Genomic DNA, 14499 nt, shown 5'->3' on the forward strand with positions numbered 1-14499 from the left:
GACACGGTGGCGGCGGAAAGGCGGGGCGGGGGGAAATCGGTAAAATCGCGGCTTTCCGCACTCCCGGGACCACCATGCAAGCAGACTCCATCCGCGCCCTTGTCACCGGCGGCGTGTCCGGACTCGGACTCGCCGTCGCCACCCGCATCGTCGCCGATGGCGGCCGGGTCGCCCTGTTCGACGTCAATGACGACAAGGGCGCAGCCGCCGTCGCTGCGCTGGGCGATGCCAGGGCGCGCTACTTCGCCACCGACGTCACCAGCGAGGACGCCGTGGCCACGAACGTCGCGGCCGCGAAGGAGTTCCTGGGCGGCCTGAACATGGTGGTCAACTGCGCCGGCATCCTCGGCGCCGGGCGCGTGCTCGGGCGCGAGGGCGCGATGCCGCTGGCACGCTTCCAGTCCACGGTGATGGTGAACCTGGTGGGCAGCTTCAACGTCGCCAAGGCCGGCGCCGCGCTGATGCAGGACAACGCGCCCGGCGAGGATGGCGAGCGCGGGCTGATCGTCAACACCGCGTCGGTCGCGGCCTACGAAGGGCAGATCGGCCAGGCGGCGTATTCCGCATCCAAGGGCGGTGTCGTCGCCATGACGCTTCCGATGGCGCGTGAGCTGGCCCGCTTCGGCATCCGCGTCAACACCATCGCCCCGGGCATCTTCTGGACACCGATGGTCGACGGCATGCCCGAGGACGTGCAGCAGTCGCTGTCGGCCTCGATCCCCTTCCCGTCGCGCCTGGGTCGCCCCGAGGAATTCGCCGACGTGGTCGCCTACATCGCCGGCAACCGCTACATCAACGGCGAAACCATCCGCCTGGACGGCGCCGTGCGCCTGGCACCCCGCTGAGGAACATCCGATGAAGGCTTACGACGTCAAGAAGGGCAACGTGGTCGAGCACAACGGCACCGTTTTCCAGGTGCGCGACATCGAGCGCAGCTCGCCGCAGGGCCGCGGCGGCAACGTGCGCTTCCGCTTCACCATGTACAGCGTGCCCGGCGGCAACAAGGTCGATGCCTCCTTCGACGGCGACGACGAGCTGAAGGAAGTCGAGCTGCTGCGCCGCCAGGCCAGCTATTCGTACCGGGACGGCGAGGCCTTCGTGTTCATGGACGACGAGGACTACACGCCCTACACCCTCGACGCCGACGTGGTCGGCGACGACGCGGATTACATCACCGATGGTCTGTCCGGCTGCTTCGTGCAGGTCATCGACGACATGCCGGTAGGGGTGCAGCTGCCGCAGACCGTCGCACTGGACGTGGTGGAGACGCCGCCCGAGCTCAAGGGCGGCACCGCGACCAAGCGTCCGAAGCCTGCACGGCTGTCGACGGGGCTCGAGATCCTGGTCCCGGAGTACATCGCCAACGGCGAGCGCGTGCTGGTGAACACCACCAGCGGCGAGTTCTCCGGCCGCGCGGACTGATCGCCCCAAGCGACGACACCACATACCTTCTCGCCTGGCCGCGCCGAACATCGCGTTGCTCCGTTCGATGCGCTACAGCGCCAGGCCACCCCCGGCTTCGTGCAGCTCGCGCAGGCGGGCGCCGAGGGCGGCGATATTGGCCTCGGCCTGCTCCAGCGAGGCTCTGTCCGCAGGCGGCAGCCAGTCGCGCGCGGTCGCGTGCAGGCGCGCATCCAGCGCCCGCAGGCGCGCCGCGCGTTCGCCGGCTCCGGAGCGCGCCTGCTCGCGCTCCGCGGCCTGCGGCAAGCCGTAGCCTGGCAGCGACAGCAGCCCGGATGGGCTCGCAAGTGCGCCGCCTTCGCGCAGCGCCTCTGCAAGCAGTGGCAGCAAGCCGCCGTCCGCGGCGGCAGTGACAGCGGCAGCCGAACCGCCTTCGCTGCCCTCATCGCGGGCGCTGCCGGCACCGCCGGCGCGGAACGCCAGCCGCTTGAGCGCGTCGCGCGCGTGCTGCTCCTCGCGGCGCAGCGCGGCCTCTTCCAGCAGCAGCAAGGCGGCGGATGCGCGCATGTCGGCGCGCTGCAGCCAGGGCGCACGATCCACCGCCGCCATGCGCAGCCACTCCTCGACGTCCACGGGTCCTAGCGCAAGGCGTTCGCGCGCGGTGTCGTACAGCGACTGGTAGTACGTGCTCCAGGGCTCGAAGCGATAGCCCAGGCGGAGCGCTTCGTCGGCGTCCGCCGGCACCCGGGCGTCGTCCACCAGGCCCGCGCGGCGCAGGCGCCGCAGCAATCCCTTCGGCGTGATGCTCGCCAGGCCCGCATCCGCAACGCGCGGCAGGCCGTCGTGCAGCAGCTTCCAGGTCTCGACCGCACAGTTGTTGCCGATGAAGCGATAGCGGCCGTCATAGCTCCAGTGCACCCGCGCGGCGCGCTCCAGCAACCCCCTGATCTCGCCCGCCGACAGCCGCAGCGGGATCGAGTCCAGCGGCCGCAGCTCGACGCGCGCGTACTCGTCGACCACCTGCTGCAGCGGCAGCACGAACAGCCGCGACGGATACCCGCCCGTCAGCCCGTGCCAGCTCGACAGCTGCAGGTCGTCGACGAAGGCGCGGAAGGACAGCACGCGGTGGTGCTCGAGATCGAGGCGACAGTCCGGCCCCGGCGCGCGGCCGGGCGCGCAGATCACCAGGCGCAGCATGGAGTGGCCCCACCGGCTCATCATCGCCTCGCCGTCGCCGGCCAGCAGGTAGTCGACGGCGACCACGCGCGCCGGATCGATCTCGAGCAGCGACGGCGCGTCGGCATCGGCCAGCACGCCGGCATCGACGTAAGGCAGCGTGGCGGCGCAGTCCGTCGCGTCCGGCGCCCAGCCGAAGTGCGCCGCGAAATGCGCATGCAGCGCCGGCCGCCGGCAGGCATAGCCGGGATCGAGCAGGAAGTGCTCCAGGTTCACCGCCACGAACTCGGCCGGCGAATGCAACTCGTACGCATCCGGGCTGCGCGCACTGAACGCGTTGTCGCGGCCGCGCCCGGGCCACAGCGGCCGCACCTGCCAGCCGGCGAGGTCGAGCAGCCGCGGATCGCGCGACAGGCCATGCGTGCGATCCCGGTGGTGGGCCAGTTCATGCAGCAGCGCCGCGACCGCCGCGCGCGGCGGCATGTCGGTGCCCTGCCCGCCCGCAACGTCCACGTGCTCCGTGGAGCGCCCGTCGGCGATTGCAGGCGCCTGGTCCGCGGGCAGGATTCCTTGCAGCAACACCCGCGACAGCGCGATCCGGTCGCCGCGGATGCGCCCATGCACATGCCCGGGCAAGTCGTCCCGCCACGCCAGCCGCAGCGATGCCTCCTGCGCCTGCCAGCGCGGCGGCAGGCGCGACAGCGTGTCGTCGATCAGCGCGCGGGTCGCTGCGGCTTCGCTCTCCGACAGCGCATCCGCAAGCTCGATCCGCAAGGCCACATCCGTGCGCGGATCCGCATGCACGTCCCCACCGCGAAGCCCGCTTTCAGGATCTCCGTCCGCCAGGCGAATGCCCGACTCATGCGTGAACGCCGCCTGCGCCGCCATGGCTGGCGCCATCGCCAACACGACCGTCAGCGCGATCGCGGTCGCGCGCAGCCAGGGAACGGGGCGCGTCGTCACCCGGCCCTTCCCATCCGCGTTCGGCAGAGTGCTGTGAATCGGAACCTCCTGTGTTCACGATGTCGGAGGACGCCGGGATATCGAGGGCGGAGGATGCATGGGTACGCAGCACGCATAAAGAGCAGCGCAGCTGCTCAGCGTGCGGAGTACCCAAACACCCCGCCGCACGCCGCACGCCAGGATCAACGCGCCAGGATCGCCTGTGCCAGCGCGAGATCACTGGCGTCACGCGCCTCCACCGAGTGTTCGCGCAGGTGGCGCAGTGCCGCCTCGAGCCGCGCACCGCGGATGCGGCCGTCGCTGGCGACGAAGCCCGCGGCGTCCTCGCGTGCGTTCAGCACGACCTTGTCGTTGCCGGACGTCGAACCCGACGAAGCCCCGCTGGACGCGGAACCCGCACCGGCGCTGGTGCCTGCGAAGCTGGAGGCGTGGACGGGGGCGGAGATGGCGAGCGCGAAGGCGCAGGCGATTGCAATACGGATCATGCGTGGCTACCAGGTGGGGGATCGAAGAGTTTTCCGGGGTTGAGGATACCGGCGGGATCGAGCGCCGTGCGAACCGCCCGCATGACCGCGATCTCGGCCGCGCTGCGCGTGGAGCCGAGGTAGGCCTTCTTGACCAGGCCGATGCCGTGCTCAGCGGAGATGGTGCCCGCGTGGCGCTGAACCAGGCCCGCCAGATGGGCCGTGACATCACCACAGCGCGCGACGAAGTCGTCCTGGCCGAGAGCCGCCGGCTTCAGCACGTTGATGTGCAGGTTGCCGTCGCCGATGTGCCCGAACCAGGCGACCTCGAACTCCGGGTATTCCGCGGCCAGCAGCGCCTGCGCTTCGCCCAGGAAGGCCGGCATCGCCGACACCCGCACGGCGACGTCGTTCTTGTAGGGCAGGTGCGGCGCCAGCGCCTCGGTGATGCCCTCGCGCAGGCGCCACAGCTGCGCCGCCTGCGCCTGCGACTGCGCGACCACGCCGTCCTCGACCCAGCCCTGTCCTGCGCAATGTTCGAACGCCTCGAGCAGGCGGGCGTCGTCGGGGCCGTCGGCCGCGGCCTCCACGACCACGTAGTAGGGATATGCGCGCTCGAACGGCGCCTGTGCACCGTGCGCGAGCACGTGGCGCAGGGCGACATCGGTGAAGAACTCGAAGGCTTCCAGCGACAGCCGCGTGCGCAGCGCCTGGAACACCTGCATCAGCACCTCGAACGAGGGCAGCGCGAGCAGCAGGGTGGCAGTGGGCGGCGGCGGCGGGGCCAGCTTCAGCGTGGCTTCGACCACCACGCCCAGCGTGCCTTCGGAGGCGATGGCGAGGTGGCGCAGGTCGTAGCCGCTGGAGTTCTTGACCAGGCCGCGGTTGAGGTCGAGCAGTTCGCCGGTGGCGGTGACCAGCTTCAGGCCCGCGACCCACTCGCGGGTGTTGCCGTAGCGCAGCACGCGGATGCCGCCGGCATTGGTGGCGATGTTGCCGCCGATGGTGCAGGAGCCGCGCGCGGCGAAGTCGACCGGGTATTGCAGGCCGTGGCCGCGTGCGGCGTCCTGCACGGCTTCCAGCGGCGCGCCGGCTTCGACAGTGAGCGTGCGGTCGACGGGATCGAAGGCGAGCACGCGGCGCATGCGCTCCAGGCTCAGCACGAGCTCGCCGTTCGCCGCCACGGCGCCGCCCGACAGCCCCGTGCGGCCGCCGGACGGCACCACCGCCACGCCTTCGGCGCTCGCCCAGCGCAGCACCGCCTGCACTTCGTCGACGCTGCCGGGCAGCGCGATGGCCAGCGGCGCCGGCGTCCAGCGGCGCGTCCAGTCGCGGCCGTAGTGCAGCAGCTCGTCGGGCGCGGTGGCCAGGCGCAGGCCGGGCGCTGCCAGGCGCAGGGATTCGAGTCTCGGGTCGCTCATCGCGTGGCCGCCGGGGTGGAGGCTGCAGCCTGCCAGCGGCGCCGGCCAGCGTCCAGCGCTGCAGTGCAACAACGCGCCTCCGCTGGCACACTGCGGGTCTTCCCGACTGTCGGCCGACGATGAAAACCTCCTACCCCCGCAAGGACATCCGCGTGCTGCTGCTGGAAGGCGTCAGCCCGAGCGCGGTGGCCGTGTTCCGCGACGCCGGCTATTCCAGCATCGAGACCCACGCCGGCTCGCTGACCGGGGATGCGCTGGTCGAACGCATCCGCGAGGCGCATATCGTCGGCATCCGCTCGCGCACGCAGCTGAGCGCCGGGGTGCTGGCCGAAGCGCGGCGACTGATGGCGGTGGGCTGCTTCTGCATCGGCACCAACCAGGTCGACCTCGAGGCCGCGGTGCGCGCCGGCGTGCCGGTGTTCAACGCGCCCTATTCCAATACCCGCAGCGTGGCCGAGCTGGTGCTGGCCGAGGTCATCATGCTGATGCGCGGCGTGCCTGCGCGCCACGCCGCCTGCCTGCGCGGCGGATGGCTGAAGTCGGCCACCGGCAGCCACGAGGTGCGCGGCAAGACCCTGGGCATCGTCGGCTACGGCCACATCGGCACCCAGGTCGGGCTGCTGGCGGAGGGCCTGGGCATGCAGGTGCTGTTCCACGACATCGAGGCCAAGCTGTCGCTGGGCAACGCGCGCGCGGCCACCGGGCTCGACGACCTGCTCGCACGGGCCGACGTGGTCACGCTGCACGTGCCGGAGACCGCGGCCACGCAGATGATGATCGGCGCGGCGGAACTCGCCGCGATGAAGTCCGGCGCGCACCTGGTCAATGCCTCGCGCGGCACCGTGGTCGACATCGACGCGCTGGCCGCGGCGCTTGAAAGCGGCCACGTCGGCGGCGCCGCGATCGACGTGTTCCCGGTCGAGCCCAAGGGCAACGACGAGGCCTTCGAATCGCCGCTGACCCGCTTCGACAACGTGCTGCTGACCCCGCACGTCGGCGGCAGCACGCTGGAGGCGCAGGACAACATCGGCCTGGAGGTCGCGGCCAAGCTGGTGCGCTACAGCGACAACGGCGGCACGCTGTCGGCGGTCAACTTCCCCGAAGTCGCGCTGCCCGGCCACGAGGGCAGCCAGCGCATCCTGCACATCCACCGCAACGTGCCGGGCGTGCTGTCGCGGATCAACGAATTGTTTTCGGCGGCCGGCCTCAACATCGACGGCCAGTACCTGCGCACCGACGCCAACGTCGGCTACGTGGTGATCGACGTCGGCGCCACGCCGGAGCAGGCGCGGGCGCTGCGCGCGCAGCTGGCCGAGGTGCCGGACACCCTGCGCACGCGCATCCTCTATTAGCGTTGCAGCCACTTGCGCGCCATGCGGCGCAGTGACGGGTCCATCGCGTCATCGGCAGCGATCGCCTCGACGTCGAGCCAGGCGAGGTCGTGCGATTCTTCGCCGACCACGAAGGCCTCGTCGGCGCCGGCGCGCACCACGTAGCGCACGTCGTAATGCCAGTGCCCCTGGATACCCTTGCGCTCGGGAATCCAGTGGCGGTCGAGGTCGAAGATGCCGCCTTCCAGGCGCAGGCCGGTCAGGCCGCTTTCCTCGCCGGCCTCGCGCAGCGCCACCCGCGCCAGGTCCGTGTCGCCATCGGCATGGCCGCCGGGCTGCAGCCAGCGGTCGAGCTTGCGGTGGTGGGTGAGCAGCGCGCGCCGGCCATCGGCGCCGACCAGCCACGAGGACGCGGTGAAATGGCCGTCCAGCCGCGTGCGTGCGAAGGGATCGATGCTGTCGCGCAGCAGCTCGACGCACTGCCGCGCCACGTCCGCCTCCTGCGGCCATGCCGAGGCATGGGCAGTGAATGCGGATTCGAGGGCGGCCAGCGGATCCTGTGTCATATCGCCTTGCCGCATCGCGGGCATTCCGGTCGGGGGCCACCATTATCGCTGTGTCCGCGCTGCACTGCCGCTTGTGCGCACGCAAGCGCTTTGGCAAGGTACGGCAGCGTTGCCATCGTCCGACAGGGGGCCCATTGAGCCGTAGCGACCGTCTTCACCCCCGCGGGCATCCGCACGGGGTCTTTCCGCGCACGCGTGCCTGGCCGGGTTTCCTGCCTGCCCCCATGGCCCGTCGTGCCTCGACGCCTGCGCTCGCCTCGAACGGCTCCGGCGGCCTCGACGTCAGCAACGACCGCAAGGCGCCCCAACCCGCATGAATGCACGTCCCTTGCGCGAGCCGTCGCTGTGGCAGGCGCTGCTACCGCTGTTGTTCCTGTCGGTCGCGCTGGGGCTGGCGGTGTACCTGTACAAGGACGATGCCTCCTACGGCGCCAACCAGATTTCCCTGCTGCTGGCGGCCGGCATCGCGGCGATCATCGGCCTGCGCAACGGCGTGCAATGGGACGATATCCAGGGGACCCTGGTGCACGGCGTGTCGCTGGCAGTCGTGCCGATCTTCATCCTGCTGGCGGTGGGCGCACTGATCGGGACCTGGATCCTCAGCGGCACGGTGCCGATGATGATCGTCTACGGCATGAAGCTGCTGCACCCGACGTATTTCTACCCGGCCACGTGCCTGGTCTGCGCGATCGTCGCGTTGACGATCGGCAGTTCCTGGACGGTCGCCGGCACGCTGGGCGTGGCATTGATCGGCGTGGCGCAGGGTCTCGACATGTCGTTGCCGGTCACCGCAGGCGCGGTGATATCCGGCGCCTACTTCGGCGACAAGATGTCGCCGCTGTCGGACACCACGAACATCGCCCCGGCCGCCGCGGGCAGCGAGCTGTTCGCGCACATCCGGCACATGGTCTGGACCACGGGCCCGAGCATCGTCATTGCCCTGCTGCTGTTCACCGTGCTCGGCTTTGGCGTGCGCGGCGATGGCGAAGGCGCTGCCTTCGGCGACCTGCCCGCCCTGCTCGATGCGCAGTTCACGCTGGGCTGGTACCTGCTGCTGCCGATGCTGGTGGTCTTCGCACTGGCCATCATGCGCTTCCCGGCGTTCCCGACGATCATGATCGGCGCGCTGCTGGGCGCGGTGTTCGCGGTGGTCTTCCAGCCCGACATCGTCATCGCGCTGGCGGGAAACGAGGCGCTGGCGCGGCCGATGGCGCTGCTGTCGGGCGCGTGGAAGGCGATGTTCGACGGCTACCAGGCCGCGAGCGGCAATGCCGCGCTCGATGAGCTGCTGAGCCGCGGCGGCATGTCGAGCATGCTCAACACGGTGTGGCTGGTGGTCTGCGCGATGGGCTTCGGTGCGGTCATGGAGCGTACCGGGCTTCTGGAGCGGATGATCCGCAGCGTGCTGAAGGCGGCGCGTTCGACCGGGTCGCTGATCGCCGCCACCCTGGCCACGGCATTCGGCGCCAACGTGGTGACGGCCGACCAGTACATGTCGATCGTGCTGACCGGGCGTCTGTTCCAGCCTGAATACCGCAGGCGCGGGCTGGATCCGGTGAACCTGTCGCGCGCGCTCGAAGACGCGGGCACGATGACCTCGCCACTGATTCCCTGGAACACCTGCGGCGCCTACATGGCTGCGACGCTCGGCGTCGCCACGCTCGACTACCTGCCCTACGCGTTCTTCAACCTGGTCAGTCCGCTGGTCGCCCTGGTCCTGGCCTATGCGGGGTTCAAGATCCTGCGGCTGCCGGACGCCACCCAGGCCGCGACGCCCGCGGCGGCGACGCCAGACACCTCCCCGACGCGCGGCTGACCAGGCCGCGCGCGCCCTTCGACTTTTCCGGATTCGCCCATGGACAAGACAACCTCCATCCACGGCATGTGGTCTTCCCGCCTGACGTTCATCCTTGCCGCCACCGGCTCTGCGGTCGGCCTCGGCAACATCTGGCGGTTCCCGTACATGACCTCCGACAACGGCGGCGGCGCGTTCGTCCTGGTCTATCTGGGATGCATCGCCATGGTGGGGCTGCCGATCCTGATGGCGGAAGTGCTGATCGGCCGCCACGGCCGCATGAGCCCGATCAATACGCTGCGCGGGCTGGTCCGCGACAGCGGTGTCGGCAAGGCCTGGGTCGGCATCGGCTGGATCGGCATCATCGCCGGCATCCTGATCCTGAGCTTCTACAGCGTGGTCGCGGGCTGGACGCTGCACTACGCCTGGCTCTATCTCAAGCAGCTGTTCGGTGGCGCCGGCATCACCGATCCGGCTGCGACATTCACGGCCCTGCTCGCCAGCCCGCTGGAGCTGACGTTCTGGCACGGGCTGTTCATGCTGCTGACCGTCGTGGTCGTGGCGATGGGCGTGGAGAAGGGCCTGGAGCGCGCGGTGCGCTTCCTGATGCCGGCGCTGTTCCTGCTGCTGCTGGTGCTGGTGGGCTACGGCATGAGCACGGGCTACATGGGCCAGTCGCTGACCTTCCTGTTCCGGCCCGACTGGTCCGAGATCGACGGCAACGTGTTCCTGCGCGCCATGGGCCAGGCGTTCTTCTCGCTGAGCCTGGGCATGTGCACGATGATGACCTATGGCGCCTACCTGCCCCGCGAGGGCATCTCGATCCCACGCGTCGGCATCGCGGTGGCGCTGACCGATACCACCGTCGCGCTGCTGGCCGGCATGGCCATCTTCCCGATCGTGCTGTCGTTCGGGCTCGAACCCGCCGGCGGCGGTCCCGGCCTGATCTTCACCTCGCTGCCGCTGGCATTCGAGGCCATGTCGGTGGGCGTGGTCTACGGCCTGCTGTTCTTCGGCCTGCTGGCGGTGGCGGCGTGGACGTCATCGATCTCGCTGCTGGAGCCCGCCACCGCGTTCATGGTGGAGAAGTTCGGGATCAGGCGTCGCAAGCTGGCCGCGTTGGCGATGGCCGGCCTGTGCTGGCTGCTGGGCCTGCTTTCCGTGCTGTCGCTCAACGTCTGGTCGGAGGTCCGCATCTTCGACCGCAGCATCATGGATTTCATCGAGCTGGTGGCCAATGACCTGATGCTGCCGCTCGGCGGCCTGCTGATCGCGCTGTTCACGGGCTGGGCGCTGAACCTGACCATCCTGCGCGAGCAGCTGTCGGAAATGCCCGACGGCCTGTTCACCGCCTGGCGCTGGCTGCTGCGCATCGTCGCACCGCTGCTGGTGCTGGCGGTGCTGGCAAGCGCAGTGCTCTGACCCACACCGGCATCGGGCGCGGGCGCCGGCCGGAAGGTCGGCTAGAATCGCCACATGAGCCAGCACGCCATGCCCTATGACAGCCATCGCCTGCGCGAACTCGCAGGCGAGCTCATCGTCAATATCCGCGAGCTGGCCCGGGCTGGCTGGACGCCGGCGACCAGCAGCAACTTCTCGCACCGGCTCGACGACCGCCATGCGGCGATCACGGTGTCCGGGCGCGACAAGGGCAAGCTGCGCGAGGACGACATCATGGTCGTCGACTTCGACGGCCGCGCCGTGGGCAGCGACCACCGGCCCTCGGCGGAGACGCTGTTGCACACGCAGCTGTATGCCCGCTTCCCCGATATCGGCTGCGTGCTGCATACGCACTCGCGCGCGCAGACGATCGCGTCGCGGCTGTTTGCCGGCAGCGGCCACGTCCGCCTGGAAGGCTACGAGCTGCTGAAGGCCTTCCGCGGCAACGCCACGCACGAAACGGCGATCGACGTGCCGGTGCTGCCCAACTCGCAGGACATGTCGACGCTGGCGGCCCAGGTCGACGCGCTGCTCGACGGCGGGCCGATGTGGGGCTACCTGATCGACGGCCATGGCCTGTACGCCTGGGGCAGCGACATGGCCGAGGCCCGCCGCCACCTGGACGCCTTCGAATTCCTGCTCGACTGCGAGCTGGAACTGCGCCGGCTGACCGCCGGGCATTGACCCCGCACTGGCGGACGCACTGCGTTCCGCGGGCGCAACCACAGGGCCGACGGCGGCTGCTACGCTGATCCGCCCCCACTGGAGATCCGCCATGAGCCGCCTGCGCATCTTCGCCGACGACGCCCCCGACACCGCCCTGCTCGACACCAGCGAAGGCGACACCATCGCGAGCGAACTGGGAAAGATCGGCGTCACCTTCGAACGCTGGCAGGCCAGCCGGCCGATCGCCGCAGGCGCCCCGCAGGACGAGGTCCTGTCCGCCTACCGCGAGGACATCGACCGCATCAGCGCCGAGCGCGGCTTCACCGCGGTCGACGTGGTCAGCATCGCCCCGGACAATCCGAAGCGCGAGCAGATGCGCGCGACCTTCCTCGACGAGCACTTCCACAAGGAAGACGAGGTCCGCTTCTTCGTCGCCGGCTCGGGCCTGTTCACCCTGCACGTCGACGACCGCGTGTACGAGATCGAATGCGTCAAGGACGACCTGATCGCCGTCCCCGACGGCACCACCCACTGGTTCGACATGGGCCCCGAACCCGAGTTCGTCGCCATCCGCTTCTTCCAGCAGCCCGACGGCTGGATCGGCCACTTCACCGGCACCGACATCGCAACAAAGTTCCCGCGCTACGAAAAGGGTGCGCGCTGAAGCGGGAAGCTTTAGAAGCTTTTTGCCACGGATTACGCGGATAAGAGCAGATGGGGATATGCAACACCGCCTCTTCGACTTACCTGCTTTTATCCGCGTAATCCGTGGCAAAAGCTCTTGCTCTTCGTGTTCTGTTCTTGACTCTTTATCCGCGTCCATCCGCGCAAATCCGTGGCAGAAAGGCTCTTATGAAAACCACCATCCTGACCGACATCGAAGGCACCGCAGGCAGCATCTCGTTCGTGCGCGAGGTGCTGTTTCCGTATGCGCGGCGGGCGTTGCCGCGGTTCGTGCGGGAGCACGGCAAGGAGCCGGACGTGCGGCGCTGGCTGGACCAGGTCGCGACCGAGCACGGGGCGGTGTGCGATGACGCGGTGATCGTCGAAGTGCTGCAGGGATGGATCGACGAGGATCGCAAGCACACGGCGCTCAAGGCGCTGCAGGGGCTGATGTGGTCCGAGGGCTATCGACGCGAGGACTTCACCGCGCACGTGTATCCCGATGCCGTCGAGGGCCTGCGCCGCTGGCATGCCGGGGGACATCCCCTGGCGGTGTATTCCTCGGGATCGGTGCCGGCGCAGAAGATGTTCTTCGGGCACTCCGACGCCGGCGACCTGCTGCCGCTGTTCGAGGCCTTCTTCGATACCGAGGTCGGTGGCAAGCGCGAGGCGGCGAGCTATGCGCGCATCGCCACCCGGCTGGGCCACGAGCCTGGCTCCATCCTGTTCCTGTCCGACGTGGTCGCCGAGCTCGACGCCGCGCGCGAAGCCGGCCTGCGCACGGTGCTGGTGGACCGGCTCGAGGACTATCCGCAGCCGCGCACCGGCAATGCATGCAACGGCCACCTGCGCGTGGAAAGCTTCGACGCGATCACCCCCTGACGCGGCAAGCCATGGCCGCTTCCACAGGGAGGGCCAACTCAGGGTGTATCCGGCCACTCCGCCAGCCGGTAGCTGGTCATGGCGCGCTGTTCGCCATGCCAGCGGTCGAAGACGCGCACGTCCACGCGATGTTCGCCCACATCGAGGTCCGTCGGCAGTGCGCCACGCCAGAGATGCACGGAGGGTTCGGCCTCCGGCGAGCGGTCGTAGCCGCGCAGCGCGGTGGCGGCGTCGTCGCGCGCGTTCTCGGCCAGGAGCCAGGGGTCCGGGCGCTCGACGCGCAGCATCGGCGTCCACCCGCCATCGCCCACGCGGTACTCGACGCGTGTGTCGGCCTCGCCCGTGTAGACGTTGGCGTATACCGCCCAGGCGGGATAGGCGCCGCGGCGCAGCACGCGCGGAGCATGCAGGTGCATGGCCTGCGTGCGCGCGGGATCGTCTGCCGGCAGGCGCGCGGGATGCCAGGACAGGCGATAGCCACCGTCGGCGTCGACCTGCAGCAAGGCGTGGCCATTGGGCGTGCCGTCGGCCATCGTCGCGTCGGGGATGCCCTCGGCGTCGGGCGCGCCTGACCAGAAGGCGCCGCTGGCGGCGCCGACGTTGAACTCGTGCAGCGGAGTGTCGCCATGCCAGCCCTCATCCGGCCCGTGGCGATGGTGGCGCTGCGTGTGGCGGTGGCCGCTGAGCACGAGCAGCTTCGGGACGTCCTTCAGCAGGGCGAACAGGCGCTCGCGGTCGGCGCTGCGGAAGGTTTCCGGCCGCCCCGGCGCCGCAGTGTCGAACAGCGGGATATGCACGCCCAGCACCAGCAGGCGGTCCTTGGGCACGGTCGGCAGCCAGGCTTCGAGGAAGGCGAACTGGTCCTCGCGCAGGCCACCGACGTAGGCGGGGCGCTGGCCCGGCAGCTGCACCACGTCATCGAGTACGAGGAAGGTCGCGGCGCCCGCGTGCCAGGCGAAGGTGTCGGGGCCGTAGCTGGCGCGGAAGGCGGACAGCGACGTGGCGTCGGCCGCTGCATCGGGATCGATGTCGTGGTTGCCCGGCACGTGCAGCCAGGGCACGCCGAGGCGCGTGGTGACGGCGTTGATGTGCGGGTACAGGTCGACCACGTCGTCGACGATGTCGCCCAGGCTGATCCCGAGGTCGGCGGCGGCGCCATCGGCGAGCAGCGGCGCGACGATGTCGCGCGCGTAGTAGTCGATGTCGGCCATCGACTTCACCTGGGGATCGGCAAGGACAAGCACCGACAGCGCATCGCCGCGGGGGCCGGCCTGGCGCTGCAGTGCGAAATCGCCCCGGTGGATACCGCCCCGCGGTCCCGGCGCATGCCAGGCTGCGGGCAGCCCGTCCGCGCGCAGCGCCAGGCGCCAGTCCGCGGGCTTCACCACGAACACGGGGGCATCGGCGCGCGCTTCGAGGCGGTAGCGCCCCTCCTCATCGGTCAACGCCAGGGTCCGGCCATCCGAGACCGCCACGCCGGCGATACCGGGTTCCCCGGCGCCCGCGATGCCGTCGCCGTCGCGGTCCTCGAACACGCGTCCCTGCCACTGCGCCGCGCTGGCGACCCCGGCCACGGCAAGCAGGAGCAACGCGGCAAGCAGGCGACAGGGCGTCTTCATCGGGGCTCCAGGGGCTGCGAATGGCCCATTATGCCGGCCGATCGCGTATATCCATCAGTTGCCGGCAGGCATATGATCGGGTTGGGCGATGACCGACGGGGAAGTCATGGAC

Annotated in this window: 13 protein-coding genes; 8 read left to right on the top strand and 5 right to left on the bottom strand. The window is 69.9% G+C overall.

Annotation, left to right across the window (positions count from 1 at the left end; translation table 11 throughout):
• Positions 1 to 74: 74 nt before the first annotated feature.
• Complete coding sequence (locus E2169_RS02715) at positions 75 to 845, top strand: SDR family NAD(P)-dependent oxidoreductase (protein WP_132985059.1); 771 nt, start codon at positions 75 to 77, stop codon at positions 843 to 845.
• Positions 846 to 855: 10 nt separating this feature from the next.
• Entirely contained in the window at positions 856 to 1422 is a 567-nt protein-coding gene (gene yeiP / locus E2169_RS02720; RefSeq protein ID WP_132985060.1) for an elongation factor P-like protein YeiP, read from the top strand.
• A gap of 72 nt (positions 1423 to 1494) precedes the next feature.
• On the opposite strand, the gene E2169_RS02725 is transcribed toward yeiP, so the two are convergent.
• The 3 genes from E2169_RS02725 to E2169_RS02735 all read right to left on the bottom strand — a co-directional run bounded on the left by E2169_RS02725 (position 1495) and on the right by E2169_RS02735 (position 5425).
• Positions 1495 to 3540 (bottom strand): DUF7844 domain-containing protein, encoded by a 2046-nt coding sequence (locus tag E2169_RS02725; protein ID WP_132985061.1) that lies wholly within the window; start codon positions 3538 to 3540, stop codon positions 1495 to 1497.
• Between the two features lie 182 nt (positions 3541 to 3722).
• Positions 3723 to 4025: a DUF2388 domain-containing protein gene (locus E2169_RS02730; RefSeq protein WP_132985062.1), complete on the bottom strand. Its 303-nt coding sequence runs from the start codon at positions 4023 to 4025 to the stop codon at positions 3723 to 3725.
• Positions 4022 to 5425: an FAD-binding oxidoreductase gene (locus E2169_RS02735; protein ID WP_132985063.1), complete on the bottom strand. Its 1404-nt coding sequence runs from the start codon at positions 5423 to 5425 to the stop codon at positions 4022 to 4024. The genes E2169_RS02730 and E2169_RS02735 overlap by 4 nt, the downstream gene beginning before the upstream one ends.
• A gap of 119 nt (positions 5426 to 5544) precedes the next feature.
• On the opposite strand from E2169_RS02735, the gene serA reads away from it, so the two are divergent.
• Positions 5545 to 6777 carry a phosphoglycerate dehydrogenase gene (gene serA / locus E2169_RS02740; protein ID WP_132985064.1) on the top strand — a complete coding sequence of 411 codons (1233 nt, stop codon included), beginning with the start codon at positions 5545 to 5547 and terminating at the stop codon, positions 6775 to 6777.
• On the opposite strand, the gene E2169_RS02745 is transcribed toward serA, so the two are convergent.
• Positions 6774 to 7322 carry an NUDIX hydrolase gene (locus E2169_RS02745; protein ID WP_132985459.1) on the bottom strand — a complete coding sequence of 183 codons (549 nt, stop codon included), beginning with the start codon at positions 7320 to 7322 and terminating at the stop codon, positions 6774 to 6776. The two genes, serA and E2169_RS02745, sit on opposite strands and share 4 nt — an antisense overlap.
• Before the next feature lie 313 nt (positions 7323 to 7635).
• Between E2169_RS02745 and nhaC the strand changes: the two genes are divergently transcribed.
• From nhaC to mtnC, 5 genes are all read left to right on the top strand, one after another.
• On the top strand, positions 7636 to 9138 hold the full coding sequence (gene nhaC / locus E2169_RS02750; RefSeq protein WP_132985065.1) for a Na+/H+ antiporter NhaC: 1503 nt from the start codon (positions 7636 to 7638) through the stop codon (positions 9136 to 9138).
• A gap of 39 nt (positions 9139 to 9177) precedes the next feature.
• The gene (locus E2169_RS02755) at positions 9178 to 10539 is read left to right on the top strand and encodes a sodium-dependent transporter (RefSeq protein WP_132985066.1); all 1362 of its coding nucleotides are present in this window, start codon (positions 9178 to 9180) and stop codon (positions 10537 to 10539) included.
• A gap of 54 nt (positions 10540 to 10593) precedes the next feature.
• Complete coding sequence (locus tag E2169_RS02760) at positions 10594 to 11241, top strand: methylthioribulose 1-phosphate dehydratase (protein ID WP_132985067.1); 648 nt, start codon at positions 10594 to 10596, stop codon at positions 11239 to 11241.
• 91 nt (positions 11242 to 11332) lie between these two features.
• Positions 11333 to 11887 (top strand): 1,2-dihydroxy-3-keto-5-methylthiopentene dioxygenase, encoded by a 555-nt coding sequence (locus tag E2169_RS02765; protein ID WP_132985068.1) that lies wholly within the window; start codon positions 11333 to 11335, stop codon positions 11885 to 11887.
• A gap of 188 nt (positions 11888 to 12075) precedes the next feature.
• Positions 12076 to 12768, top strand: coding sequence for an acireductone synthase (gene mtnC / locus E2169_RS02770; protein WP_132985069.1), 693 nt, complete (start codon positions 12076 to 12078; stop codon positions 12766 to 12768).
• 38 nt (positions 12769 to 12806) lie between these two features.
• Here the strand turns inward: mtnC and E2169_RS02775 are convergent, their stop codons facing one another.
• Positions 12807 to 14387, bottom strand: coding sequence for a calcineurin-like phosphoesterase C-terminal domain-containing protein (locus tag E2169_RS02775; protein ID WP_132985070.1), 1581 nt, complete (start codon positions 14385 to 14387; stop codon positions 12807 to 12809).
• Between the last annotated feature and the right edge of the window lie 112 nt (positions 14388 to 14499).

Source organism: Luteimonas terricola (assembly GCF_004352845.1).
GTDB classification, from domain to species: domain Bacteria; phylum Pseudomonadota; class Gammaproteobacteria; order Xanthomonadales; family Xanthomonadaceae; genus Luteimonas; species Luteimonas terricola.